Annotated in this window: 22 protein-coding genes and 1 pseudogene; 11 read left to right on the forward strand and 12 right to left on the reverse strand. The window is 68.6% G+C overall.

The window, feature by feature from the left end; all coding sequences use genetic code 11:
• Positions 1-200: 200 nt before the first annotated feature.
• Positions 201-3,311 carry an isoleucine--tRNA ligase gene (gene ileS / locus BN1701_RS32105; RefSeq protein WP_157368501.1) on the forward strand — a complete coding sequence of 1,037 codons (3,111 nt, stop codon included), beginning with the start codon at positions 201-203 and terminating at the stop codon, positions 3,309-3,311.
• A gap of 51 nt (positions 3,312-3,362) precedes the next feature.
• Here ileS and BN1701_RS32110 read toward each other — a convergent pair whose 3' ends face one another.
• The 5 genes and pseudogenes from BN1701_RS32110 to glnA all read right to left on the reverse strand — a co-directional run bounded on the left by BN1701_RS32110 (position 3,363) and on the right by glnA (position 8,063).
• The gene (locus BN1701_RS32110; RefSeq protein ID WP_054055057.1) at positions 3,363-4,448 is read right to left on the reverse strand and encodes a malic enzyme protein; all 1,086 of its coding nucleotides are present in this window, start codon (positions 4,446-4,448) and stop codon (positions 3,363-3,365) included.
• 425 nt (positions 4,449-4,873) lie between these two features.
• Positions 4,874-5,413 carry a nucleotidyl transferase AbiEii/AbiGii toxin family protein gene (locus BN1701_RS38385; RefSeq protein WP_369800685.1) on the reverse strand — a complete coding sequence of 180 codons (540 nt, stop codon included), beginning with the start codon at positions 5,411-5,413 and terminating at the stop codon, positions 4,874-4,876.
• A 152-nt stretch (positions 5,414-5,565) separates the two neighbouring features.
• A pseudogene (locus tag BN1701_RS38390) lies at positions 5,566-5,703 on the reverse strand (nucleotidyl transferase AbiEii/AbiGii toxin family protein); the annotation flags it as partial.
• 101 nt (positions 5,704-5,804) lie between these two features.
• Positions 5,805-6,362, reverse strand: coding sequence for a hypothetical protein (locus BN1701_RS32120; protein WP_197672160.1), 558 nt, complete (start codon positions 6,360-6,362; stop codon positions 5,805-5,807).
• A gap of 276 nt (positions 6,363-6,638) precedes the next feature.
• Positions 6,639-8,063 (reverse strand): type I glutamate--ammonia ligase, encoded by a 1,425-nt coding sequence (gene glnA, locus BN1701_RS32125; RefSeq protein WP_054055062.1) that lies wholly within the window; start codon positions 8,061-8,063, stop codon positions 6,639-6,641.
• 238 nt (positions 8,064-8,301) lie between these two features.
• Between glnA and BN1701_RS32130 the strand changes: the two genes are divergently transcribed.
• Positions 8,302-8,784: an RDD family protein gene (locus BN1701_RS32130; RefSeq protein ID WP_054055064.1), complete on the forward strand. Its 483-nt coding sequence runs from the start codon at positions 8,302-8,304 to the stop codon at positions 8,782-8,784.
• Between the two features lie 92 nt (positions 8,785-8,876).
• Here the strand turns inward: BN1701_RS32130 and BN1701_RS32135 are convergent, their stop codons facing one another.
• From BN1701_RS32135 to BN1701_RS32145, 3 genes are read right to left on the reverse strand one after another with little or no spacing between them, the layout of a single operon-like run.
• Entirely contained in the window at positions 8,877-9,632 is a 756-nt protein-coding gene (locus BN1701_RS32135) for a GNAT family N-acetyltransferase (RefSeq protein WP_054055066.1), read from the reverse strand.
• A gap of 41 nt (positions 9,633-9,673) precedes the next feature.
• Positions 9,674-10,045 carry a Uma2 family endonuclease gene (locus BN1701_RS32140; protein ID WP_054055068.1) on the reverse strand — a complete coding sequence of 124 codons (372 nt, stop codon included), beginning with the start codon at positions 10,043-10,045 and terminating at the stop codon, positions 9,674-9,676.
• 35 nt (positions 10,046-10,080) lie between these two features.
• Entirely contained in the window at positions 10,081-10,821 is a 741-nt protein-coding gene (locus BN1701_RS32145) for a DUF4191 domain-containing protein (RefSeq protein WP_054055070.1), read from the reverse strand.
• Between the two features lie 61 nt (positions 10,822-10,882).
• On the opposite strand from BN1701_RS32145, the gene BN1701_RS32150 reads away from it, so the two are divergent.
• The 6 genes from BN1701_RS32150 (at position 10,883) to BN1701_RS32175 (ending at position 15,657) form a co-directional block, all read left to right on the forward strand.
• Positions 10,883-12,955 (forward strand): ATP-dependent DNA helicase UvrD2, encoded by a 2,073-nt coding sequence (locus BN1701_RS32150; RefSeq protein ID WP_054055071.1) that lies wholly within the window; start codon positions 10,883-10,885, stop codon positions 12,953-12,955.
• A gap of 137 nt (positions 12,956-13,092) precedes the next feature.
• A complete protein-coding gene (locus tag BN1701_RS32155) occupies positions 13,093-13,293 on the forward strand; it encodes a hypothetical protein (RefSeq protein WP_157368336.1) in 201 nt (66 codons plus the stop codon).
• Positions 13,294-13,407: 114 nt separating this feature from the next.
• Positions 13,408-13,794 carry a WhiB family transcriptional regulator gene (locus BN1701_RS32160; protein ID WP_054055075.1) on the forward strand — a complete coding sequence of 129 codons (387 nt, stop codon included), beginning with the start codon at positions 13,408-13,410 and terminating at the stop codon, positions 13,792-13,794.
• Positions 13,791-14,006: a hypothetical protein gene (locus BN1701_RS32165; protein WP_067520977.1), complete on the forward strand. Its 216-nt coding sequence runs from the start codon at positions 13,791-13,793 to the stop codon at positions 14,004-14,006. The genes BN1701_RS32160 and BN1701_RS32165 overlap by 4 nt, the downstream gene beginning before the upstream one ends.
• Positions 14,007-14,170: 164 nt before the next feature.
• Positions 14,171-14,776: a DUF742 domain-containing protein gene (locus tag BN1701_RS32170; protein WP_054055079.1), complete on the forward strand. Its 606-nt coding sequence runs from the start codon at positions 14,171-14,173 to the stop codon at positions 14,774-14,776.
• Between the two features lie 11 nt (positions 14,777-14,787).
• Positions 14,788-15,657 carry a class I SAM-dependent methyltransferase gene (locus BN1701_RS32175; RefSeq protein ID WP_054055081.1) on the forward strand — a complete coding sequence of 290 codons (870 nt, stop codon included), beginning with the start codon at positions 14,788-14,790 and terminating at the stop codon, positions 15,655-15,657.
• Positions 15,658-16,134: 477 nt separating this feature from the next.
• Here the strand turns inward: BN1701_RS32175 and BN1701_RS32180 are convergent, their stop codons facing one another.
• Together BN1701_RS32180 and BN1701_RS32185 are read right to left on the reverse strand one after the other, a co-directional pair.
• On the reverse strand, positions 16,135-17,439 hold the full coding sequence (locus tag BN1701_RS32180; protein ID WP_082860471.1) for an AarF/ABC1/UbiB kinase family protein: 1,305 nt from the start codon (positions 17,437-17,439) through the stop codon (positions 16,135-16,137).
• A gap of 5 nt (positions 17,440-17,444) precedes the next feature.
• Positions 17,445-18,503 carry a hypothetical protein gene (locus tag BN1701_RS32185; RefSeq protein WP_197672161.1) on the reverse strand — a complete coding sequence of 353 codons (1,059 nt, stop codon included), beginning with the start codon at positions 18,501-18,503 and terminating at the stop codon, positions 17,445-17,447.
• 110 nt (positions 18,504-18,613) lie between these two features.
• Here BN1701_RS32185 and BN1701_RS32190 point away from each other — a divergent pair, with 110 nt between their 5' ends.
• Positions 18,614-19,144 (forward strand): M48 family metallopeptidase, encoded by a 531-nt coding sequence (locus BN1701_RS32190; protein ID WP_054055087.1) that lies wholly within the window; start codon positions 18,614-18,616, stop codon positions 19,142-19,144.
• Here the strand turns inward: BN1701_RS32190 and BN1701_RS32195 are convergent, their stop codons facing one another.
• Positions 19,145-20,416, reverse strand: coding sequence for a zinc-dependent metalloprotease (locus BN1701_RS32195; RefSeq protein WP_054055089.1), 1,272 nt, complete (start codon positions 20,414-20,416; stop codon positions 19,145-19,147).
• Positions 20,417-20,495: 79 nt separating this feature from the next.
• Between BN1701_RS32195 and BN1701_RS32200 the strand changes: the two genes are divergently transcribed.
• Positions 20,496-21,584 (forward strand): PDZ domain-containing protein, encoded by a 1,089-nt coding sequence (locus tag BN1701_RS32200; protein WP_054055091.1) that lies wholly within the window; start codon positions 20,496-20,498, stop codon positions 21,582-21,584.
• 15 nt (positions 21,585-21,599) lie between these two features.
• Here BN1701_RS32200 and BN1701_RS32205 read toward each other — a convergent pair whose 3' ends face one another.
• A complete protein-coding gene (locus BN1701_RS32205; RefSeq protein WP_054055093.1) occupies positions 21,600-22,127 on the reverse strand; it encodes a PPA1309 family protein in 528 nt (175 codons plus the stop codon).
• A gap of 161 nt (positions 22,128-22,288) precedes the next feature.
• Here BN1701_RS32205 and BN1701_RS32210 point away from each other — a divergent pair, with 161 nt between their 5' ends.
• Positions 22,289-25,288 carry a UPF0182 family protein gene (locus BN1701_RS32210; protein WP_054055095.1) on the forward strand — a complete coding sequence of 1,000 codons (3,000 nt, stop codon included), beginning with the start codon at positions 22,289-22,291 and terminating at the stop codon, positions 25,286-25,288.
• Positions 25,289-25,291: the final 3 nt, after the last annotated feature.

Raw genomic sequence — 25,291 nt, forward strand, 5'->3', positions numbered from 1 at the left:
GCGGACCCAATTCGCGTATCTTGCGCCTTCCTCCTCCGTGGGCTGACCGCCCGTCGCCCGTCCCGGCTGACGGCGGGCCACCACGGGCCACCAGATATCCTGGTGGTTCGCGGGGTCCGCGGCCGGGCCCCATGTGCCAATCGAGCACGGCCACCGCACTGTAGGAGTAGACGTTGTCCCCTAAGACGCCGTTCCACGTCGTGTCAGCGAAGGTTGATCTTCCAGCGATGGAACGTCGGATTATCGAGTGGTGGCGCGAAAAGGACATGTTCGGCCGAAGCCTCGCCCAGACCGCCGACGGGCCGCGCTGGACGTTTTACGAGGGGCCGCCGACCGCTAACGGCACGCCGGGCACCCACCACATCGAGGCCAGGGCGTTCAAGGACGTGCTGCCCCGGTACCGGACGATGAAGGGCTATTCGGTACTGCGGCGCGCGGGCTGGGACTGCCACGGCCTGCCGGTCGAACTCGCGGTCGAGAAGGAACTGGGCATCAGCGGCAAGCCCGACATCGAGAAAATCGGCATCGCGGAGTTCAACGCCCGCTGCCGCGAGTCCGTGCAGCGCTATGTCGGCGAGTTCGAGGCGATGACCGAGCGCATGGGCTACTGGGTGGACATGTCCCACCCGTACCGGACGATGACCCCGGAGTACATCGACAGCGTCTGGTGGGCGCTGAAGACGATCTTCGACAAGGACCTGCTGTCCGAGGACTACCGGGTCGCCCCGTACTGCCCGCGCTGCGGCACCGGCCTGTCCGACCACGAGGTCGCCCAGGGCTACGAGACCGTGTCCGACCCGTCGGTGTTCGTCCGGTTCCCGGTCATCGGTGACGTCGCCGGACACAGCGGCGTCGAGCTGCTGATCTGGACCACGACGCCGTGGACGCTGGTGTCCAACACCGCCGTCGCCGTCCATCCCGACGTCGACTACCAGGTGGTGCGCGGCGAGCAGGGCGTGTTCGTCATCGCCGCCGCGCTGCGGCACGCGGTGCTCGGCGAGGACTCCGAGGTGCTCGCCGACCTGCTGGGCAAGGACCTGGCGGGTGTGCGCTACCAGCGTCCGTTCGACCTGGTCGACATCCCCGACGCGCACTTCGTCGTGCTCGGCGACTACGTCACCACCACCGACGGCACCGGCCTGGTCCACCAGGCCCCGGCGTTCGGTGCCGACGACCTCGCGGTGTGCAAGGCCAACGGGCTGCCCGTGGTCAACCCGGTCGCCCCGAACGGGCGCTTCCTCGACGAGGTGCCGATGGTCGGCGGGGTGTTCTTCAAGGACGCCGACCAAGCCCTCGTCGACGACCTCAAGGCGCGCGGGCTGCTGTTCAAGTACGCCAAGTACGAGCACCCGTACCCGCACTGCTGGCGCTGCCACACGCCGCTGATGTACTACGCGCAGCTGTCCTGGTACATCCGCACCACCGTGATCAGGGACGCGCTGCTGCGGGAGAACGAGAACACCAACTGGTACCCCGAGCACATCAAGCACGGCCGCTATGGCGACTGGCTCAACAACAACATCGACTGGGCGCTGTCCCGCTCCCGGTACTGGGGCACACCGCTGCCGCTGTGGCGCACCCCGAGCGGAAAGATCATCGCGGTCGGCTCCCGCAAGGAACTCGGTGAGCTGTGCGGCCGCGACCTGTCCGAGATGGACCCGCACCGCCCGTTCATCGATGACATCACCTTCACCGACCAGGAGACCGGGGAGACCGCGACCCGCGTCCCGGAGGTCATCGACGCCTGGTTCGACTCCGGGTCGATGCCATTCGCCCAGCTCGGCTACCCGCACCTGCCGGGCAGCGTCGAGGAGTTCGAGCGCGGCTACCCGGCGCAATACATCGCCGAGGCCATCGACCAGACCCGCGGCTGGTTCTACACGCTCATGGCCGTGGGCACCCTGGTGTTCGACAAGTCCTCATACGAGAACGTCGTCTGCCTCGGGCACATCATGGCCGAAGACGGCCGCAAGATGAGCAAGCACCTTGGAAACATCCTTCAGCCGATCCCGCTCATGGACAAACACGGCGCCGACGCCGTGCGCTGGTTCATGCTGTGCTCGGGCTCGCCGTGGTCCCCGCGGCGGATCGGCGACACCCCGCTCGAAGAGATCATCCGGAAGGTCCTGCTGACCTACTGGAACACGGTCTCCTTCTTCACCGTGTACGCCAGCATCGCCGACTGGACGCCGGAGAACGCCAAGCCCGCCGCCGAGCGCCCCGTCATGGACCGGTGGGCGCTCGCGCGCGCCCACCAGGTCGCGGCCACCGTGGACACCGCGATGGAGAACGTCGACACCGCGGGCGCGGGCCGGGCCATCGCCGGTTTCATCGACGACCTGTCCAACTGGTACGTCCGCCGCTCCCGCGCCCGGTTCTGGGACGGCGACACCGACGCGCTGGTCACGCTGCACGAGTGCCTCGACATCGTGACCCGGCTCATGGCGCCGTTCACGCCGTTCGTCACCGAGCAGGTGTGGGGCGACGTCATCGCGCGCGGCCGCGCCGACGCCCCCGAGTCGGTGCACCTGGCGACCTGGCCGGAGGCCGACCAGGCGCTGATCGACACCGACTTGATCGAGCGGATGGAGGTGGCCCGCCACCTCACCGAGGCCGGGCGCGCCGCCCGCAAGGCCAGCGACATCCGCATCCGCCAGCCCCTGGGCCGCGCCCTCGTCGGGCTGCCCATCGGCCTCGGCGACGACCTGCTCGCCGAGGTCGCCGACGAGCTCAACATCCGCGCGTTCGAGTCGCTCGGCGCGGCGGGCGAGGTCGTCGACGTCACCGTCAAGCCCAACTTCCGGGCGCTGGGCAAGCGGTTCGGCAAGCAGACCCAGCGGGTCGCCGACGCGATCAACGCCGCCGACCCGGACACGCTTGTCCGCGGCATCCGCGAGGACGGTGCCGCCAAGGTCGACTTCGAAGGCGAGCTGATCGACGTCACCGCGGACGAGGTCCTGGTCAGCGAGGTCCCGCGCACCGGATGGGTCGTGCAGTCCGACGGCGACGTCACCATCGCGCTCGACACCGAGATCACCCCGGAACTGCGCCGCGCGGGCCTGGCTCGCGAGGTCATCCGGTTCATCCAGGACTCGCGGAAGAACTCGGGCCTGGACGTCGTCGACCGCATTCAGGTCATCTGGGAAGCCGAGGCGGAGATCGCCGAGGCGATCGGCGAGCACGAGCAGCTGATCAAGGACGCGGTGCTGGCGACGTCGCTGGGGCAGGGCACCAGTTCCGACTCGTACCACGAGTACCACGACGAGAACCTGGGCCTGCGGGTCAAGGTGATCCGGATCGTCGCCAAGTAGCAGACGGCAGCGGCCCCCGGGAGATCCCGTGGGCCGCTGCCGTTGCTGGTCCTAGGCCATTACCTCGCCGACCTCGTGTTCCACCGCGGCCTCGGCCGCCGACCGGCGGAGCAGTTCGCCAGCCAGGGCGGGGGACTGCAGGTCGTCGGAGCCGTAGACCGGGACGTCGAGGCCTGCCTGCGCTTCGCGGACCGCCAGCGGCGAGATCGTGAGCAGACCGCTCACGGCGAGCACCGGGTGGTTGGCCGCGCGCAGGCGCTGGACGCCGTAGAGGGCACCCGAGGAGTCGGCGGCGGCGAAGAGGACACCGTCGGTGATGCGGCGGATCTCGGGGCGGTCGAGCAGCTGCGCGGTCTCGGGCTGGAGCAGGCCGTCGGCGATCTCCAGGACGATCGCGTCCACGCCGCGGGCCATCAGGTGGCCGTGGAGCAGCAGCGAACTGGCCACGAGGCGTTCCATCGGGATGCGGAACGTGGTGGCCATACCCGCGTCGGTGAAGTCCAGGGCCACGACGGCGCCCGAGTCGCGGAAGAGCCAGGGGTCGCCGCCCGCGGCGGTGCCGGTGACCTTGGCGGCGCCCACGCGCAGGCCCGAACGGGTCAAACCGTGCACCAGGGAGGCGACGGTGGTCGTTTTGCCGGAGTTCATCGAGGTTCCCACGACGATGAAGGTCGGCGGCTTGCGCAGCGCGGTCAGCGGTGGCGCGCCCAGGCCCAGGTCGGAGACATTCAGCACGCGGCCGGTGGCGTCGGCGACCAGGCCGAGGGGGCGAACTGTCGTCGGCGCGCTCACCGCGGCGTTGCGGCTGCGGACCTTGCCCAGCACGCCGCCCGCCGCGACCAGGTCGCAGGCGCCCAGGTCGTCGGGGAGTTCGGCTTCGAAGTGATCGGGCGCGTAGCGGGCTCCGTAGGCGACGAGGATCTCGTCGCCGACGTAGAGCCGTGCCTTGCGGCCATCGGTCATCTCAAGCAACTGGTGGTAACCCAGCTTGGTGACCTCGGCTATCACGAGATCACCATGATTCGGCTGGTGATCGCTGTGATGGACGAGGGTAAGCGGCGCGTCGCGATCGAGATTTCGCACCGAGTAGGCCGCCTTCAGGCGGTCGACGCGGGCGGGATCAAGGGGAGCGAACATGGCGATTCCTCGTCGATAGCGTGGAGTGCGCCCGGTCGAGAGCCGAACGGACGTTATTGCGCGGCAGCGTAAGGCCTAGGCCGAGCGCAAGGGAATCCCGCACTAGATCTCGATTGGGGAAACACTCCTGTGACCGGGACGACATCCCAGCTCAACGAGAATCTTCCACCCGAACGGGTGGTGGACAGAGCGTGTCCCAGAGCCCCGCACGCGGGGCTCTGGGGACAAGAAAACGGGGCGGCGGCCGGGGATTTCCCCGCGACCACCGCCCCGTGCTCAGGGACGCGTCACACGTCGTAGATTGCTCCGGCGTGTCGCTACCTGGGCCTGTGTGCGCCACCCCATTTGACCAGGTGGTTTGTGGTTGTTGCCGGTCGTTGTCGGTGGTCATTCTTCGACGTGTGACGGCCTGTGGACGGCCTGGATCAGCGCCGCGTTGTCACCGCGGCTCGGCTACTCATCGTGATGTCCAGGTCTTCTTGGATCAAGAAGGCCGTTCTGACTACTTGCTGGGGAACATGTTGAGCCATAGCTGAGTCACGTGGGCGACGGCTTCGAGGTACGGCGGGATCTCTGTGCTGTGGCCGGCGGCAAGTCGCTGGTAGCGGTCGGGCCACGACTCGGGAAGCTGCGGGAGGTCGTCTGGCGGCTCGGTGTCGTTGCGTTCCAGCCATACGGATTCGGACTGCGGCTGCCGTTTGCTCTGGTACGAGCAGGCCATGTTCGAGCAGGATGGTGAGGTCGACGAGATCGCGGACCCGCGAGTTCTCACGTTCCCCGAAGTCACGGAGCATGCCGTGGAACTTCTCCGCCGCATGCCGGTGGATGTCGACTGCTTCGACTTCAACGGCTGGGATGCCCGCGAAGGCCAAGGAGCTGGGTATAGCGAGCTTGTCGGTGGCATGGAGTTCATGTGTCCTGGGGGACACGTCGAGTTGGATGCGTCCGAAAGGCTTGTCAGCCAGTTGTGCGCCGACTTTGGCGCGCCAGGTGGGGAATCCGCCGTTTTCATCGCGTGCCGTTCCGGCGGGCCTGCGGTGAAGCTGAAGTAGTCATGGTCGAGGTCGACGGTGAGGATGTCGATCAGTCGCTCGTGGAGGTCTGGCGCGCTGTTGACGTCATCACGCAGGCCGAGGTCGACGTCCTTGGTCAGGCGGGCATCGTCGCGTAGCCGAACCTCGAGTGCCATGCCGCCTTTGAGGACCCACTGCCCCGGCTCGGCCGCTTGGATGCGGGCGATGACGCGTTCAAACATCACCCGCCTGCGTAGCCGGTCCAGGCTGACTCCGGTCTCGGCGGATCGTGCCAGCAGCCGGTGCTCCAATGCGGTGCGTAGTGCCTGTGCCGAGTGGTAGGTCACGGTGTCTCCGCTTGTTGGATTGCGCGTTCGATGTAGAGCGCGGCGCGGGGATCAAGGGTTTCGGCGCGGGAACGGAGGCGGCGAATGGTGACGAGACCGGCGCGGCGCGCGTCGTCGATGGCGCGGGCGAGTTGGTCCTCATCGGCAGCGTTGGCGGCGATATCGATGAGCGTTCGCAGCGGGGTCGTCACGCGGTACCCGGAGCGTTCGGAGATGTCATCAGCGGGAAGCTCGGCGTAGTGGAGCGCCACCGCCTCGTTGCGCATGGTGAACCTGGGTGGAACGGTCAGCTGGACATGCCTTGATTCGAACTCGCCGATGCCGTGCACAGCCATGGCCGACTCGTGTGACACGACCGCTCGTCCTCGTGACCACAGGGTCCAGCGAGCGAGCTCATCGTGTGTGCCCGGAACCCATTCAACGAGGCGGAACAGGCCGCGATCAACGCGCCACCAGTTGCCTGCTCCAACGTGATGGGCCTGCGCCTGGTAGGAGTAGCCGAGCGACTTCACCTGCGCGGCCGTGAAGTAACCACCCTGTTCGGTGGCGAGCACGAAGAGTCGCCGCCGAAGGTCGCGTCGGTCAGTGGGCACCTGACCATTCTACAGTAGAACTGTATTTCAGGACGCGAGTGGTCGATGGAAATCAAGTTATTGTTGAGTATTGGCGGTTGCTGAAGTTACGGGGACAAGAGTTGCCAGAAAACGATCATGGCCCGCCAGTGGAAGGCTGGCGGGCCATGATCTTGCGCTCAGACGGCCTGTAGACGGCCCAGGAGAGTGGCCTGAACAGTGTTTCCGCTGGTCAGGACACTGCAATGGTTCCCAGGATCACACGTCGTAGTACATGCCGAACTCGTACGGGTGCGGGCGCAGCCGCAGCGGGTCGATCTCGTGCTCGCGCTTGAACGCGATCCAGGTCTCGATCACGTCCGGGGTGAACACGCCGCCTTCGAGCAGGTAGTCGTGGTCGGCCTCGAGGGCGTCGAGCACCTGGTCGAGCGACGCGGGCACCTGCTGGACCTGCTTGGCCTCCTCGGGGGGAAGCTCGTAGAGGTCCTTGTCGATCGGGGCCGGGGGCTCGATCTTGTTCTTCACACCGTCCAGGCCTGCCATGACCATCGCCGCGAAGGCCAGGTACGGGTTGCCGGAGGAGTCGGGGCAGCGGAACTCGACGCGCTTGGCCTTCGGGTTGTTGCCCGTGATCGGGATGCGGACGCACGCCGAGCGGTTGCGCTGCGAGTACACCAGGCTGACCGGGGCCTCGTAGCCGGGCACCAGGCGGTGGTAGGAGTTCACCGTCGGGTTGGTGAACGCCAGCAGCGACGGGGCGTGCGCGAGCAGGCCGCCGATGTAGTGGCGGGCGGTGTCGGACAGGCCCGCGTAGCCGGACTCGTCGTGGAACAGCGGCTCGCCGTCCTTCCACAGCGACTGGTGGGTGTGCATACCCGAGCCGTTGTCGCCGAAGAGGGGCTTGGGCATGAAGGTGGCCGACTTGTCGGCCTCCCACGCGGTGTTCTTGATGAGGTACTTGAACAACTGCAGGTCATCCGCGGCGTGCAGCAGCGTGTTGAACCGGTAGTTGATCTCGGACTGGCCCGCGGTGCCCACCTCGTGGTGCGCGCGCTCGACGGTGAAGCCACCGGCCTGCATGTTCAGGACCATCTTGTCGCGCAGGTCGGCGAAGTGGTCGACCGGCGGCACGGGGAAGTAGCCGCCCTTGAAGCGGGTCTTGTAGCCCTTGTTGTTGCCGCCCTCTTCCGCGCCGCTGTTCCACCAGCCCTCGACCGAGTCGATCTCGTGGAACGAGCCGTTCTCGGTGTAGTCGAAGCGGATCGAGTCGAAGATGTAGAACTCGGCCTCGGCACCGAAGAACGCGGTGTCGGCGAAGCCGGACTCGCTGATGTACTGCTCCGCCTTGCGCGCGATGTTGCGCGGGTCGCGGGAGTACGCCTCCTTGGTGAACGGGTCGTGCACGAAGAAGTTCAGGATGAGCGTCTTCTCGGTGCGGAACGGGTCCAGGCGGGCGGTGTAGGGGTCGGGCAGCAGGAGCATGTCCGACTCGTGGATCGACTGGAAGCCGCGCACGGACGAGCCGTCGAAGGCCAGCCCCTCGGTGAAGGCATCCTCGTCGAACGCCGCGGCCGGGACGGTGAAGTGCTGCATGACGCCCGGCAGATCGCAGAACCGGACATCGACGAACTTCACGTCTTCATCTGCGATGAAGCGCAGGACCTCGTCGGGAGAGTTGAACACGCTCGTTGACTCCTTCGTCTACTCCGCCGGCTCTGGACCGGCTAAACACCGCGCGAGCGGGCAGCCGAATCTGCCGGCGATCACGGCCGCAGCGCCGTGCCCGCTCTGCGTGATGACGCTAAGAGGGTGGTGTTGCCCGACCGTCACCCCGATGTTTCGCCAGTGTTAACGACGGCCTATTTCGCCTTGAAGGATGCCACCAGCGGGCACGGATGGCACTTCGTCCTACGCTGGTGGGGTGAGCAGATGGACTGGTTCGTGGTTGTCCGGCCCCGGCGCGGCGATCGAGGCGATGGACGGCCCCGCGCGTTACCGAGGTGAGCGGCTGGGCCTGCCCGAGAGCGGGCCGGGCTCGGTGGCCTCGCCCGGCCTGCGGTTCGCGGGCTTCCTGATCGACCTGGTGCTCGCCTCGCTGGTCACGTCGCTGTTCCGGCGCCCGGACTTCGCCGACCCGGCGTCGATGAGCACGTACAACTTGATCGCAGTCGGCGTGTGGTTCGCGATCACGGCGGTGGGGATCTCGCTGGCCGGGTTCACGGTGGGCAAGGCCCTGCTGGGCATGCGGGTGGTGCGGATGGACGGGACGGCGCTGGTGGGGCCGCTGCGCGGGATCCCGCGGACGCTGCTGACCGGTGTGATCCTGCCCGCGGCGGTCAATGACAAGAACGGCCGCGGCCTGCACGACCGGCTGCTCGGCACGATCGTGTTGCGCACACGGTAGCCGCCTCCCCGGAATTCTAGGTGTGGTCACGTTTGTCGTGACGGGTGCGGAGTGTGGGCAACCGTGGTCGGCCGCCGTCACGGTCCCCTTACTTAGGTGCCGGTGCTGGCTTCGGCGAAGTGGATGGCGTCGGCGACCTTGGTGAAGCCGACGTTTGCATAGACCTGCTCGGCGCCGTCATCGCCGGGGGTGAGCCAGGTGAGGGTCGCCCCGGCGGCCTCGGCGGCTTTGACGGCGTGCGCGGTGACGAGCGTGGCGAGGCCCTTGCGCCGGTGTTCGGCGGCGGTGGCGATCCCGGCGATCTCGGTGACCCCGTCGGCGACCTGCGTCCAGGACGCGATGGCGACGGCTTGTCCCTGGACCCACGCGACGACTGAGCCGCCGTCCTCGGCCGGACCGGGCTCTCCCGCGGGCCCCGGCTCACCGGGCATCCCGAACGCGTGATGGGCGACGGCGTTGCCCGCGGCTTGGTCGTTCGCCGTGACGGCCGCGGCCACCTCGACGCCCTCGGGCGGTGCGGGGAGGGTGACAGTGGCGGGGTCCACGACCATGAGCGGGATCCTGGCGGTGACTTTGAGGCCCGCGGCTTCGAGCAGCCGCGCGGCACCGGGGCACGCCTGCTCGACCAGCTCGAACCTGAGCGCCCCTGGCGGGAAGGCGGCGCGGAGGACGTCGAGGCTGTCGCCCAGGTCGGTGACCGGCTCCCCTGGCTTGGCGGCGACGGCGTAGGACATCATCGGATGCCCGCCGTCGGTCAGCAGGCCGGTGAAGGGGCCCGCGGGGACAACCTTCTTGGACCTCGACAGCCCGGTGAGCTGCCCAAGCGCGATCCGCGCGGCGAGAGACACCCGCGGACCGTAGCCCGCGGGCGTCTGGGATCGCCTCCGAATTAGTCGAGCGTGTCGAGATCGATCATGAACGGGAACGGCAGCTCGGTGACGAACTTCCCGGTCACCTCGTCCCGATCGCGGTAGGAAGCGCCCTTGGTCAGCTCGCAAGACCGCAGCGACACTACGATCAAGTCCGGGCGTCTGCTGTACCCGGGTTCGTCGGGCCCGTTGAGCTCAAGGTCGATGTCGAGGCAGTGCACGACTCCGAGATCGTCTGGCAGCTGGCTGGACAGCTGAAAACAAAGCTCCCCGGTGGCGTCCATGTGCCGCCGACCGGGGTTCGGCCACATCAGCAAGCGGCCATCTTGCAGTTCCGTGTACCCGAGTTCGGTTTCGCCGAGCGTCAGATACTCCGAGATCGTCAGCAGCATGCGGGCCACCGTGCCAGAGGGGTACGACAAATGGCCTAACGCCGACGGATCGTGCGCTGGACGCTGCGCATCTTGGCGCCGGGGGGCATGGGGCCCTTGGGGAGGGCGGCGCCGCGGCCTGCGATGGCGGCCAGGCGCTTCTCGACGGTGTCGATGTCGGCTGGGCGCAGGTTGTTGGGCAGCTTCATCAGGTGCTTCTGCAGGCCGCGCAGGGGGACCTGGCCCTCTTCGTTGCCGACGATGACGTCATAGATCGGGGTCTCGCCGACGATGCGGGCGATGCGCTTCTTCTCCTGGCCGAGCAGGGTCTTCACCCGGTGCGGGGCGCCCTCGGCGACGAGGATGATGCCGGGGCGGCCGATCACCCGGTGCACCGCGTCGAGCTGGGTGGTGCCCGCGACGGTCGGGGTGACGCGCCAGCGGCCGCGCAGGTTCTCCAGGGCCCATGCCGCCGCGCCGGGCTGGCCGTCGGCCTTGGAGTAGACGTTCTTCTGTACCCGCCTGCCGAAGATGATCACGGCGGCGAGCAGGCCCAGCGCGATGCCCACCGGCAGGACGAACCACTCGATGCCGATCAGCCAGCCGATGCCGAACACCACGCCGGTCACCACCAGCAGGGCGCCGACCATCCACGGGATGAGTGCCTTGTCTTCCTTGCGCTGCATGTTGAACGCCTGGAAGAGCTGCCCGCGCTTCGCCTTCGAGGCCGCCTTGCGTGCCTTCTTGGCGTCCTTCTTGGCTTCCTTGGCGGCCGCCTTGTCCTGCTTCTCAGCCATACCCACCAGGATACGGGGCCGGGTCCCACGGCAGGCGGGCGCGCTCTGTCAAGATGTCGGCATGGCCGGCGCACACGATCCGCTCGCCGGGCTGGACCCGGAACAGCTCGCCGCGGTGACGGCCCCACGCGGCCCGGTCTGCGTCCTCGCGGGCGCGGGCACGGGCAAGACCAGGACGATCGTCAGCCGCATCGGCAACCTCATCCACGCGGGCCATATCAGCGCGAGCCAGGTCCTGGCCGTCACGTTCACCGCGCGCGCGGCGGGGGAGATGCGGACGCGGTTGCGCGCTCTCGACATCCACGGCGCCCAGGCGCGCACGTTCCACGCCGCGGCGCTGCGGCAGCTGCGGTACTTCTGGCCGCGGGTGGTCGGCGGCGAGCAGTGGCAGCTGCTCGACGGCAAGCTGCGCCTCGTCGGCCATGCGTCACACCGGCTCGGCCTGGGCAGCGAACGCGAGACCCTGCGCGACCTGGCCGGTGAGATCGAGTGGGCCAAGGCGTCGCTGGTCGGGCCGGAGGACTACCCGGCCGCCGCCGCGCGCGCCCACCGTGAGACGCCCGCGCCCGCCGAGCAGATAGCCAAGGTCTACGCGGGCTATGAGGAACTGAAGAACCGGGCCCAGCAGCTCGACTTCGACGATCTCCTGCTGCACACCGCCGCCGCGCTGGAGGAACACTCCGCGGTGGCCGAGGAGTTCCGCGACCGCTACCGCTGCTTCGTCGTCGACGAGTACCAGGACGTCACCCCGCTGCAGCAGCGCGTCCTCGACGCCTGGCTCGGCAGGCGTGACGACCTCACCGTCGTCGGCGACGCCAACCAGACCATCTATTCGTTCGCGGGCGCCTCGCCGCGCCCGCTGCTCGACTTCACCAGGCGCTTCCCCGAGGCCACTGTGGTGCGGCTCGAACGCGACTACCGGTCGACCCCGCAGGTGGTGTCGCTGGCCAACCGGGTCATCTCGGCGGCGCGCGACCGGCCTGCGGGCTCGCGGCTGCGGCTGATCGGCCAGCGTCCGACCGGCCCGGAGCCGCGGTTCGTCGAGTTCGACGACGAGCCCGCCGAGGCCGCCGCCGTCGCGGGTCGGATCAAGGACCTCATCGACGCCGGGGTGCCGCTCAGCGAGATCGCGGTGCTGTTCCGGATAAACGCGCAGTCGGAGGTCTACGAGGCGGCGCTGGCCGGGCTCGACATCCCGTACCTGGTGCGCGGCGGCGAGCGGTTCTTCGCCCGCCAAGAGGTGCGCCAGGCCATGGCGACGCTGCGCACGGCCGCGGTCCAGGCCCCGCGGGGCGAGTTGCCCGAGCTGGTCCGGGCCCTGCTCGGCCCGCTCGGCCTGACCGCCGAGCCCCCGGCGGGCGGCTCGGCGCGCGAGCGCTGGGAGTCGCTGCTCGCGCTGGTGGAGCTGGCCGAGGAACTGACCGCCACCGTCGCCGACGCCGACCTGCCCCGCTACGTGCACGAGCTCGACCTGCGGCTGCAGGCCCAGCACCCGCCCACGGTCGAGGGTGTGACCCTGGCGACGCTGCACGCGGCGAAGGGGCTGGAGTGGGACGCGGTGTTCCTGGTCGGCATGGTCGACGGGACCCTGCCCATCCAGCACGCCGATGGCAACGACGCCGCCGTCGAGGAAGAACGCAGGCTGCTCTATGTGGGGGTGACGCGCGCGCGGGTGCACCTGTCGCTGTCGTGGGCGCTGGCCAGGGCCGAGGGCGGCAAGCGCTACCGCAGGCGCAGCCGGTTCCTCTATGGGCTGATCCCCGACAACCACCCGGCCGCCAGGGTGAGCGCCGCGCGCCGAAGCGACCATCGGCCGATGGCGGTCATCCGGCACTGCCGCGTCTGCGGCGACGAGTTGGCCGGGACGATGGCGTTCAAGCTGGGCCGTTGCGAGACGTGTCCTGCCGATCTCGACGAGGGCCTGCTGGATCGGCTGCGCGAGTGGCGCCAGGAGCGGTCCAAGGCACTCAAAGTGCCCGCGTACGTGATCTTCACCGATGCGACCCTGCTGGCGATCGCCGAACAGCGTCCGGCCGATCGGGCCGCGCTCGTGGCAATCTCCGGCATCGGGGGCGCCAAGCTGGACAGATACGGCCAAGAGGTGCTGTCCCTGGTGGCTGGAGCCACCCAGTAGAGCGAACTGTGACCGCCGTCACACGAACTTCTGGAAAATCGGTTGCACGGGCTCCGTCAACCGCAATAACCTGCAATGGCGGGGCACGAAGTGCCCCGAGAATTACACCCACGACAGCGATGAGGGAGGTGGACCCGATGGTGATCGTCAAGAGCAACCCGACCCCGGGCTACCTGCTGTCCTGGGGCACTCCCATGTCCATCGCCGGCTGCACCGCGGCCGTCCGTGAGCAGCGTGAGCGTATCGCAGGCGCCACCGGCGCGGGGACGGCTCACGCCCGCACCCTCGATGTCGACGTTCCGACCAATCCGTCCGCACCCTCGGGCTGGATAACTTGACGCCACGTCAAGTAACTCCAGGCTCCCGAGGCCGCGGACTCCGATACCGGAATCCGCGGCCTTTTTGTTTGCCTCATGACGATGAACAAGATCGAATCTAGGAGATTTCACACCATGTCTACCGCCACTGTTCCGCTCGCGGGCGGAGCATTCGACCTACTCGGACCTCCCGGTTCCGGTGTGAGCGAGCTGCTCGACGCGGCTCCTTCCGCTGGTCTGGACCTTCCTTGCCGATCCGCGGCCAACCCCGACCTGTGGTTCGCCGACACCCCGAACGAGCTCGAGCGCGCCAAGGTCCTCTGCGGCGACTGCCCGGTTCGCGCGGCGTGCCTGGCCTCCGCGCTAGCGCGCCACGAGCCGTGGGGCGTCTGGGGTGGGGAGATCTTCGAGCGCGGTGTCGTCATCGCGCGCAAGCGGCCCCGCGGCCGCCCGCGCAAGGAGGACGTCGCACGAGAGGCAGCCGAGCGCGCTGCCCACGCCAGGGATGAGGTCGCCGCATGAACGCCCAGCTCAAAGACCCTATGTACACCTTCAAGCCGGAAGGCCCCACGCAAATGTTGATCTATGAAAACCTCGCGCGTTCTCGAACGCGGGAGGCGGAACAGGTCGCGCACGCGCATCGCCTGGTCCGCCTGCTCCACACCGCCAAGCGATGGGAGCGGGTCGCGAAATGGGCGACCAGGCGTGCCGACCGCGCCAACGCCTGTCTCTGACCGAACCAACCGACCGAACCAAGGACGGGATGCCCGCCACCGCACCGCGGTGGCGGGCATCCGCCGTTTACGCCGAAACGCGGCGGAAACATGAAGGTCACGGGATGGCACCCGCGCGCGGTTAGATTCCGAGTTCCCTGTTCGCGAGGGACTTTGGGGCTGACGTGGCACAGCACACTTCCGCAGGACGGCGCCGACGACGCGCCGAGGTCGGCCGGACCGGTGCCCGGTTCGGGCCCTCGGGCGCGTGGCGCGACGAGTCGGACCCGGTCGAGGTCGACCCGGTGTTCGAGGCACCCGACGAGAACTCCGCGATCGGCGTGACCGGGGCGCGCTTCGGTGGCGCCTACGCCCGGCCGGAGGACGACGCCGAGTACGAGATCGCGCCGCTCCCGCCACAGCTCCCGGCGCCCCAACCCGATGAGCGCGAGCTGGCCGAGTGGGCGCGGCGGCCCGAGTCGCACGCGATGGTCCGGCCGTACGCCTGGACTGGTGGGCGGACCAGGGCCGCGACCCCGCTGGCGATCGAGGCGCTGGTGCGGTCCACCGGGCTGGCACCTGCCTGGGAGCACCGTCCGCTGGCCGAACTCTGCGCGTCGCCGCGGTCGGTCGCCGAGGTCGCCGCGCTGCTTTCGCTGCCGCTCGGGGTGGCGCGGGTGCTGATCAGTGACTTGGCACAGCAGGGCGTGCTGGTGGTCGACCGCACCGTCGGCGTCGCGCCGGACTTGATGATGCTCAACCGCGTGCTGGCCGGCTTACAAAGGCTTTAGGGTCGAGCGCTATGGCGCACACGCACGACGGAATCGACTGGACCAGCAGACTCGCCCCGATGCGGCGCGCCGACGCGGTCGAGGCTGAGGTCAACTCCTGGGTGGCCGACCGGCTGGTCGACCCGTTGCCGGACGGCGCGACGATCATCGACGTCGGTTCCGGGTCGGGTGGCATGAGCGCGGCCTTCGCTACGGCGCTGAGCGTGCGCGGTGGTGGCCGGATCGTGCTGGTCGACGCGGTGCCGGAGCTGCTTTCCGCGGCTCGGTCTGCGGTGGGTGACGCGGTGGGGGACAACGTTGAGGTGGTCGCGGTCTTGGCCGATGCCGCTTCCCCCGGGCTGTCGGACCTGGTGCCCGCCGCGGATCTTGTTTGGGCGTCGCGGGTGTTGCATCACCTGCCTGATGAGCGGCTTGGCGTTTCGGGTCTGGTGCGGATGTTGAGGCCTGGCGGTTGGTTGGCGTTGGCTGAGGGTGGGTTGAGCACTCGGTGTTTGCCGTGGGATGTCGGGGTGGGGGAGCCGGGGTTGCAGGATCGGCTCGTGGCGGCGCAAACGGCTTGGTATGCGGGGATGCGGGCGGGGATTGAGGGGTCGGTTCGGATGCCTTATGGGTGGAATCTTGCGTTGACTGAGGCGGGGTTGTTGGAGGTGGGGGCGTTTAGCTTCCTGCTTGATCTGCCTGCGCCTGCTTCTGAGGCTGTGCGTTCTTCGGTGGCTGATTGGTTGGCTTGGATGGCTCGTGGGGAGCTTTCGGAGCTTGATCGGGAGGCTGTGTCGCGGTTGTTGGATCCGGTGGGGTCGGACTTTGTGGGTCTCCGCGATGACGTGTTCCTGCTGAGTGCGACGACGGTGCATCTTGGGCGGCGTAGCGTCGCGGTATGAGTGAGGAGCCGACCTGTTCGATCTGCGGTCGTTCTCGTGCTGGGGTGGCGGCTTTGTCGGCGTTAGCCTGGGTGGTTGAGAATGATGAGCGGGGGAGTCGGTGGTTGTGTGATGAGTGCGCTCGGCGGCATGTTCGGGATATTGAGGGGAAGTTGCCTGCTGAGTATTGGTGACGGTCTTTGGCCGGTGAGCCGGTTAGTGCCTGCATAGCCGGTAGCCTGGTTAGCTGGTGGGCGCCTGTTTGGGTGGTTCGCCTTGATTTGGGGACCCCTAGAAATGGGCCTGTGCGGGTCAAAAGGCGAGCTCAAGGAACCTCACCCGCACCGCGATTTTAGGCCCATTTCCCCCAAATCAAGGCGAACCACCCAAACAGGCCGTTCAGCTCGGCCCGTCACCATTTCGGGGCGTCAGGGTTCAGGCGTCACCATTCGAGCGCCCGGACGCGCGTAACCCCTGTATCTGCTGGTAGTGGCTGTGTCAGGCGTCGGCGAAGCCTGGTTGCCAGTGGGAGATGATCTCGCGCATGCCTACTACGGCGTCTAGTTGGCAGAGGATGCCGGTGGCGCCCGCGGTTACTCGTTGGATCAGTAGGTATTGGGGTGGGAGGTTGAGGGAGCGGCCGGTTTTGAAGTCTTGGCCGCGTAGGTCGCCGACTCGTTCCGCCTGCTTTTGCATCCATTTGCGGGTGAAGTGGAATTTCTCTACGGCGGCGGGTTCGGCGAAGGGGGCCAGGTAGGCCAGGACGTCCTCGGCTTCGATCTTCATTCCGGGGCGGACGAAACCGTCGTCGCGCATGAGTTGGAGGAGTTCGTCGGAGCGGCCGTCTATGGAGAGGCGGGTCATCTGCCCTAGGGGGCGGGGGAGGCCTTCGGGGAGGCGGGCCACGGCGCCGAAGTCTATTACGCCTAGGCGGTCGTCTGGGGTGATCATGAAGTTGCCGGGGTGGGGGTCGGAGTGCAGCAGGCCCGCCCGGGCGGGGGAGGAGAAGTGGAACTCCGACAGTAACCGCCCGGCGTGGTCGCGTTCGGGTTTCTCGCCCGCTCGGATGATCTTGGCAAGGGGGATGCCGTCGATCCATTCGGTGACGGTGACCTTGGGGGCGCTGGCGATGACCTTGGGGACCAGGACCTGGGCGTCGTCGAGGAAGGCTTTGGCGAAGGCGCGTTGGTTGTCGGCTTCGGCGCGGTAGTCGAGTTCCTCGGTCATTCGGTCGGACAGTTCGCGCAGCAGCGGCTTGATTTCGAGGCCGGGGACGAACGGCTGGAACAGCCTGCTGAACCGCTGGAGTTGGCGCAGGTCGGACAGCAGGGCCTCGTCGGCGCCGGGGTATTGGATCTTGACCGCGACGGTGCGGCCGTCGTGCCAGATGGCTTTGTGGACCTGGCCGATGCTCGCGGCGGCGGCGGGGGTGTCGTCGAAGTCGGTGAACCGGCTCGTCCAGCCGCGGCCCAGTTGCAGGGCCAGTTGGCGGTGCATGGCCTGGGTGGTCATCGGCGGCGCCGCGGATTGGAGTTTGGTCAGGGCTTCGCGGTAGGGCTCGGCTAGTTCGTCTGGTACGGCGGCCTCGAACACCGAGAGCGCCTGGCCGAACTTCATGGCTCCGCCCTTGAGCTGGCCGAGTACCGCGAAGACCTGTTCGGCGGTGCGGGCCGACAACTCGGCGCTGACCTCGTCGGCGCTCTGGCCCGCCAGTCGTTTCCCCCAGCCGCCGACAGCTCGTCCGGCCGCTCCCAGGGGAATGCTGGCCAGTCGTGCTGTGCGCGCGACGGTCTTGCGTGGCATCTCGGTCACGTCACGATTCTCCCTTGCCTCACTGCCGCGGCGCAGCCGATTGCGGTATGCGGCCTGCCACTCGCGGCGCAGCCGCACCAGGGGTGGGGTGACCAGGGGCGGTGGTTGAGGGTGCCCGCCGCCGGGTCGATCTCCAAAGTGCGGTTCCACGTGGGCGGAAGGATCGGCCCTGGCCGCCGCAGCCAGGCCAGCGCGGCCACTGTTTGGGCCGCGGCGAGGGCGGCCGTGGTCTGGACGGCGAACAGGTCGGCGGCCTGTGGCCTGCCGACCAGTTGCGCGGCGACGCCGGGCCAACAGGGGTCGCGGTCGGCGCGGTGGTGGTCGCCGCAGGTCAGGCAGGCTGTGGCGCCGGGGACGACCAGGGGACCGACCAGTCCGACACCGGCGCGGACGCGCACCGTGAGGTGGGGCACGCGGGCGTCCATGAGCGGGCCGACGACCGCGGGATCGGGGACCAGGGCGTCGGTGAGCAGCACCAGGTCGGGTCCGCGGCGGGTGAAGCGCGCGAGGTGGACGGACTCGCTCGCGCGGCGCAGGGCTTGGTGGATGGCGGTCTGACGAGGTTCGAACAGGTCGTGGTGGGTCAGGCCAGTGCCGAGGTCGTCGGCGGTGACCAGGCCGCTGGTCTCGACCCGCAGGTGGCCGACGCCCGCTCCGGCGAGCAACAGCGCCACCGCCACGGCGATGCGGCCGTTGCCGCGGACCTGGACCATCGAGCGGGCCAGGTCGGACGGGTCGGCCCGAGGTGGGGCAGTGGCGTCGTCGAGGAGGCCGCCGTCGGCGAGGCGTTGGAGCAGGGCCCGCAGGGCGGTGTGGTGGTCCGGTCCGACCCGGTCGAGGAGCTCGGCCGCGGTGTGGTCGCCGGTGAGGCCCGTGGCGATGTCGGCGAGTGGCTCGGGCAGGTCGGTGGCCACGATCGCCCGACCCGGTTCGAGGCCGAATTGGATCTCCCCTGGGCGGCGGCGCAAGGCGACCACACCGGGCCGCAGGCGGGGCCGCCGCGGGATCGGCGGCGCTGTCTTGGCGGGTCGGCGGCGGGTGATCATATCGGTCATGGGACCAGGGTGCCCGATTGCGCCGAATGGTGGATCCGTTTGTCCACAGGCGAAACGTCACACCCGCCTGGTCCTCCCGAGATGTCGGTCCCGCCGATTACGGTGGTGCCGTGGCCGAACCCCGTGTCGAGGTGCGCCGGAGCAAACGTCGAACCCGCACCGTCACCGCGTACCGCGAAGGTGACACGCTGATCGTGCAGATCCCTGCCCGCCTCTCCAAGAAGGAGGAGGCGCACTGGGTGGCGGAGATGCAGCGCAGGCTGTTGCGCAGTGAGACCCGCAGGCGCTCACCAGCCCGCGGTTCCGACGCCGCGCTGCTGGAGCGGTGCGGCGAACTGTCCGACCTGTACTTCGACGGGCGGTGCGAACCCGCGAGCGTGCGGTGGGTGCCGCCCATGCGCACCCGGTGGGCCTCGTGCACCCCCGTCGACCGGACGATCCGGGTCAGTGAGCGGCTGCGTGAGGTGCCCGCGTGGGTCTTGGACTACGTACTGGTGCACGAGCTGGCCCACCTGCTTGAGGCCGACCACGGGCCCGAGTTCTGGGACCTGGTCCGCGCCTACCCCAAGACCGACCGCGCGATCGGCTTCCTGGAGGGCATGTCCGCCGCGGCGGGTTGGGGAATCAGCACAGCGGACTGACTACTCCGCGTCGTTCTCCAGTTTGGCGATGGCCTCGTCGACCTCGGACTTGCGGCCGAGGCGGTCGGCGAAATCCATCGGGTCGTCGAGGTCTTCGGCGGTCGGCATCAGGTCGGGGTGACCCCACAGGCCGTCGCGGACGTCGATGCCGTGCTTGTCGGTGACCAGGCGCCAGAGGGCAGCGGCGGCGCGGAGTTTGCGCGGGCGCAGTTCCAGGCCGACGAGGGTCGCGAACGTCTGCTCGGCCGGTCCGCCGGACGCGCGGCGCCTGCGCAGGGTCTCGCGCAGGGCCTCGGCGCCGGGCAGGCGCTCGGCCACCGCGTCGCCGACCACGACGTCGACCCAGCCCTCGACCAGGGCAAGGAGGGTCTCCAGGCGGTTCAGCGCGGCCTTCTGCTCGGGGGTGGCCTGCGGTTCGAGCATGCCGGACTGCATGGCCTTCTCGATGGACTCCGGGTTGGCCGGGTCGACCTGGGAGGCCAGTTCCTGCAGCGCGGCGGTGTCGACCTTGATGCCGTTGGCGAACTCCTCGACCGTGCCCAGCAGCCGCTGGCGCAGCCACGGCACGTGCGAGAACAGGCGCTGGTGGGCGGCCTCGCGCGCGGCCAGGAACACCATGACCTCGCTGGCGGGCCGCTCCAGGCCCTTGGTGAACTCGTCGATGTTGGCGGGCACCAGTGCCGCGGTGCTCGGCGGGCCCAGCGGCAGGCCGATGTCGGTGGAGGTCAACACCTCCGCGGCCAGCTGCGCCAAGGCGTTGCCGAGCTGCGAACCGAAGGCCATGCCGCCCATCTGGCCGACCATGGCCAGCAGCGGCCCGGCCTGCTGCCGCGCTTCCTCTGGCAGGGCGTCGACCCAGGCGCCGGACATCCGGCGGGCCACCGGGTCGCACAGGCGCTGCCAGGTGGGCAGGGTGTGCTCGACCCACTCGCGGGTGCTCCAGGCCCTGGTCACCGTCGCGCCCGCGGGCAGCGTGGTGGCCGGGTCGAGCCACATCTCGGCGAGGTGGACCGCGTCGTCGACGGCGGTCGACGGCTCCGACGCGCCGAAGCCGACCTGGCCGCCGAGCTTCTGCACGGCGATCTGCTTGGCCAGGTCGTAGTTGACCGGGCCGGTCGACGAACCGGTCTGACTCAGCATCGCGCCGAGTTGGCTGAGCATCTGACCGAGCTGGTCGAACGGGTTCTCCTGGCCGCCCTGGGCCTCGGAGTCGTTCTTCTTGTCCCGGTCATCCGGGTCCGGCATGCCAAACCCGAATTTGAAATCACTCATGGGTCTACGGTACGCGGATAGGCCGTCCGTGTGACGTCCAGTGATCCGCCCTGGGTGAACGCACGTACCCTGTCGCTTCGTGAGCACGTCACCGGACGCCCCCGTCGCCCCGTCGCCCGCCCCGCCGTGGGAGCTGAGCAGGCGCGGGTGGACCGTGCTGATCAGTTCGTTGCTGGTCACGGCTCTGATGGTCATCGGGCTCTTCGTCCCGGTGCCCTATGTCTCGCTCGGGCCGGGGCCGACCTACGACACCCTCGGCGCGGTCGACGACACCCCGATCATCCATATCGAGGGCGCCCAGACCTATCCGACCACCGGCCAGCTGCGCATGACCACGGTCTCGGTCAAGGACGACGTGAGCATGTTCGAGGCGGTCGCGCTCTGGGTGAGCGGCCGCTACGCGCTGGCACCGCGCGAGGAGTACTTCCGGCCGGGGGTCACCGAGGAAGAGGTCGAGGAGCAGAACTCGAAGCTGTTCCAGGACTCCCAGACCAACGCCGAGATCGCCGCGCTGCGCGAACTCAAGTACCCGGTCAAGGTCATCGCCCAGCGGATCACCTCCGGCGCGCCCGCGGACAAGGTGCTGGTGCCCGGCGACCGGCTGGTCGAGGTGAACGGCAAGAAGATCGCCAACGCCGAGGACGTGCGGGCCGCGCTGGCCGGGACCGCGCCGGGCGCGTCGATCCCGATCACGTTCAAGCGGGAGGGCGTGGACAAGTCCGGGACGATCGTGCTGGGCAAGGCCACCGACTTCGGGGCCGAGGACCGGCCGGAGGGCTTCATGGGCCTGGAGTCGGCCGAGCGCCCCGACGTGCCGTTCAAGACGACCATCAGCCTGGCCGACGTCGGCGGGCCGTCGGCGGGCCTGATGTTCGCGCTGGCGATCATCGACCGGCTGACCCCCGGCGACCTCGGCGGCGGGGAGATCGTCGCGGGCACGGGCGAGATCACCGCGCAGGGTGAGGTCGACCCGATCGGGGGAATCCCGTTCAAGATGGTGTCGGCCAAGGAGGCGGGCGCGACCACGTTCCTGGTCCCCGTCGACAACTGCGCCGAGGCCAAGGAGAACGCCCCGGACGGGTTGCGGCTGATCAAGGTGGAGAACCTGGCGGGCGCGGTCAAGGCGCTCGAAGGACTCAAGGACAACCGGGACCTGCCCACCTGCTGACCGCGCCCCACACTGTCAGTCGCGCAGGGTCTCCAACAGGGCCGTGGTCAGGTTCGGGGCCAACTCCGGGTGCTCGATGATCTCGTCGGTCTGGCCGTCCGCGCTGCGCACGCGCATCACGCAGGAGACGGTCCCGTCGCGGAGGGCGGCGGCCACCAGGCGGGCCTCACGGGCCTGGGGGTGGGACGCGGCGATGCGGCCCAGCGGGTCGACGTCGTCGGAGGGCAGGTCCGCCTCGGCCTCCGGCGGGAGCATGACGATCTCCTGGGCCAGGGCACACCCGTGCACGGCTTCCGGCCACATGATTCCGGCCAACGCGACGCCGAGGTCGGACTCGGTGAGGGCTTCCTGAGCGATCGGCGTGAGGGCCGCGTCCGGGTCGATCTGGCCGACCAGGTCGGGCTGTTCGCGCAGCAGGTGAGCCGTCGGGACCAGGGCGAACAGCTGCGGCGGCTGGTCCCAGCCGCCCGCGGCGACGAAGTCCTCGACCTCGCGCGTGATGGCGGACAGGATGGCGGGTGCGGGGGTGCTCACGCCGCACATGGTCGCATCCCGTTCACCCGATCCGGCACCCCACCGCGTGGCATTCACGCAATTCGGACACCTTCACGGGAACCTGAGGCGCCCCTAATAGAGTTGAACAATCAGGACGGGCCCTGTCGTCCGTCCGCAAGTTCTCAGCAAGCGACTCTGGAGCGTGCCCAGTGGCCACTCGGCCCCCGATCGGCCTGCCGAAGCTGTCTCGCCGAAGCCGGTTCCTGCTCATTCTCGCCGCGATCTTCCTTGGGCTGATGCTCGTCGGGTCGCGGCTGCTCAGCACCTATGTGAACTGGCTGTGGTTCGGTGAGGTCGGCTTCCGGTCGGTGTTCAGTACTGTCCTGTGGACCAGAATCAGCCTGTTCTTCGGGGTCGGCGCCCTGGTGGGCGGCCTGCTGGCGTTGAGCCTCTGGATCGCCTACCGGTCGCGGCCGGTGTTCGTTCCCGTGTCCAGTGCCGACGACCCGCTGGCCCGCTACCGGTCGACCATCGTGCAGCGGGTGCGGCTGTTCGGCATCGGCGTCCCGGTGCTCGTCGGCCTGATCGCGGGTTCGGCGGCGCAGAACGACTGGCAGATCGTCCAGTTGATGTTCAACGGCACCGACTTCGGCATCACCGACCCGCAGTTCAACATCGACCTCGGGTTCTACGCCTTCCAGCTGCCGTTCATCACCTGGCTCATCAGCTGGCTGTTCGTCGCGGTCGCCCTCGCCTTCTTCGGCGCGCTGATCATCCACTACATCTTCGGCGGCATCCGGCTGGCCGGGAAGGGCGGCCAGCTGGCCGCGCCCGCGCGCATGCAGCTGTCGATCATCGCGGGCGTCTTCGTGCTGATCTACGCCGTCGACTACTTCTTCGAGCGCTACGAGCTGCTGTTCTCGACGCGCAACGCGCTGTTCAGCGGCGCCACCTACACCGACCTCAACGCGGTGCTGCCCGCCAAGCTCATCCTGATGTTCATCGCGGCGTTCTGCGCGGTCGCCTTTTTCGCGGGCGCGTTCCTGCGCAACCTGCAGCTGCCCGCCATCGCCACCGCGCTGCTGATCCTGTCCGGCCTGCTCGTCGGCGTCGGCTGGCCCGCGATCATCCAGCAGTTCTCGGTCCGCCCGAACGAGAACGCCAAGGAAGCGCTGTCCATCCAGCGCAACATCGACGCCACCCGCGCCGCGTTCGGGGTGAGTACCGACAAGGTCACCATCCAGGACTATCCCGGCCGCACCGACGCCACCGGCGCCGCCATCCGCGCCGACCAGAGCAGCACCAACACGCTGTCCAACGTCCGGCTCCTCGACCCGAACATCCTGGCGCCGACGTTCACCCAGCGGGAGGGCCGCGAGAACTTCTACGGCTTCCCGGAGAAGCTCGACATCGACCGCTACACCATCGACGGCAAGACCCAGGACTACATCGTCGCCGCGCGCGAGATCAAGACGACCGGGCTCACCGAGACCCAGGGCGGCTGGATCAACCGGCACATGGTGTTCACCCACGGCAACGGCTTCGTCGCCGCGCCCGCGAACACGGTCAACTCGGCGCTGCAGGACTCAAGCGACCAGGGTGGCTTCCCGATCTTCAAGGTCAGCGACCTGGCCACCCAGGGGCCGATCAAGGTCGACCAGCCGCGCATCTACTACGGCGAGCTGGCCACCGACTACGCGATCGTCGGCGGCAAGAACGGCGACAAGCCGATGGAGTACGACACCCCCGCCAGCACCGTGTCCTACCAGGGCACCGGCGGCGTGGCGATCGACAACGTGTTCAACAAGCTCCTCTTCACGCTGCACCACGCCGAGCGCAACATCCTGTTCTCGTCGCAGATCGGCGAGGGCTCGAAGATCATGTACAACCGCAACCCGCGCGACCGGGTCAGCAAGGTAGCGCCGTGGCTGACCCTCGACGGCGACCCGTACCCGGCCGTGGTCAACGGCAAGATCCTCTGGATCGTCGACGGCTACACCACCCTGGAGAACTACCCCTACGCCCAGCGCACCCCGCTCGGCGAGGCCACCACCGACTCCCTCGGCGGCGTCGTGCGGCAGGAGAACCGCACGATCAGCTACATCCGCAACTCCGTGAAGGCCACAGTGGACGCCTACGACGGATCGGTGTCGCTGTACGCGATCGACGAGCAGGACCCGGTACTCAAGGCGTGGCAGAAGGTGTTCCCCGGCACGGTGAAGGCCAAGTCGGAGATCCCCTCGGGCCTCAGCGAACACTTCCGCTACCCGGAGGACCTGTTCAAGGTCCAGCGTGAGCTGCTGTCGAAGTACCACGTGTCCGACGCGGGCGAGTTCTTCTCGCAGAAGACATTCTGGAACGTGCCTGCCGACCCCACCGAGGACGGCGGCTCCAACACCACCGGCAACGGCGCCAACCAGCCGCCGTACTACGTGCTGGCGCAGGCACCCGGACAGACCAAGGCGACATTCCAGATCACCAGCGCGCTTACGCTGCTCAACCGCGCGTTCCTGGCGTCGTGGGTTTCGGTCTCGTCCGACCCGCAGGACTACGGGAAGATCAGAGTCCTGCGGTTGCCCACAACCGGCAGCGTGCAGATCGACGGCCCCGGCCAGGTGCAGAACCGGTTCCTGACAACACCGGAAGTCGCCGAGAACCGGACACTCATCCAGAACCCGACCGTCAACGTCAGATTCGGCAACCTGCTGACACTGCCCGTAGCGGACGGACTGCTGTTCGTCGAACCGATCTACATCCAGCGCAAGGACGCCAACGCCTTCCCACAGCTGGCCCGCGTGCTGGTCTCCTTCGGCAACAAGGTCGGCTTCGCCCCCACCATCGACGAGGCCCTCAACGAGGTCTTCGGCGCCGGCACCGGCGACACGGCGACCAAGCCAGGGGAGAACGGCACCAACCCGCCCACGTCGACCTCAGCGCCCACTACGTCGGCACCCGCGCCCACGACGGGCGGCGGCTCGAACACCCCGGAGATGGACCAGGCGGTCCAAGCCCTCAACGCCGCCATCACCCACCTCCGCGAAGCCCAGCGGTCCGGCGACTTCACCGAACAGGGCAAGGCCCTCGCCGAACTCGACGCCGCCGCGAAGAAGTACGACGAGGCGAAAGCCAAGGCAGGCCAACCCACCAGCAACCCGTCCACCCCGGGCGCATCCCCGTCCCCGACCCCACCGCCCACCGGCGGCGGGTGAGCC

The organism is Alloactinosynnema sp. L-07 (assembly GCF_900070365.1).
Lineage (GTDB): Bacteria > Actinomycetota > Actinomycetes > Mycobacteriales > Pseudonocardiaceae > Actinokineospora.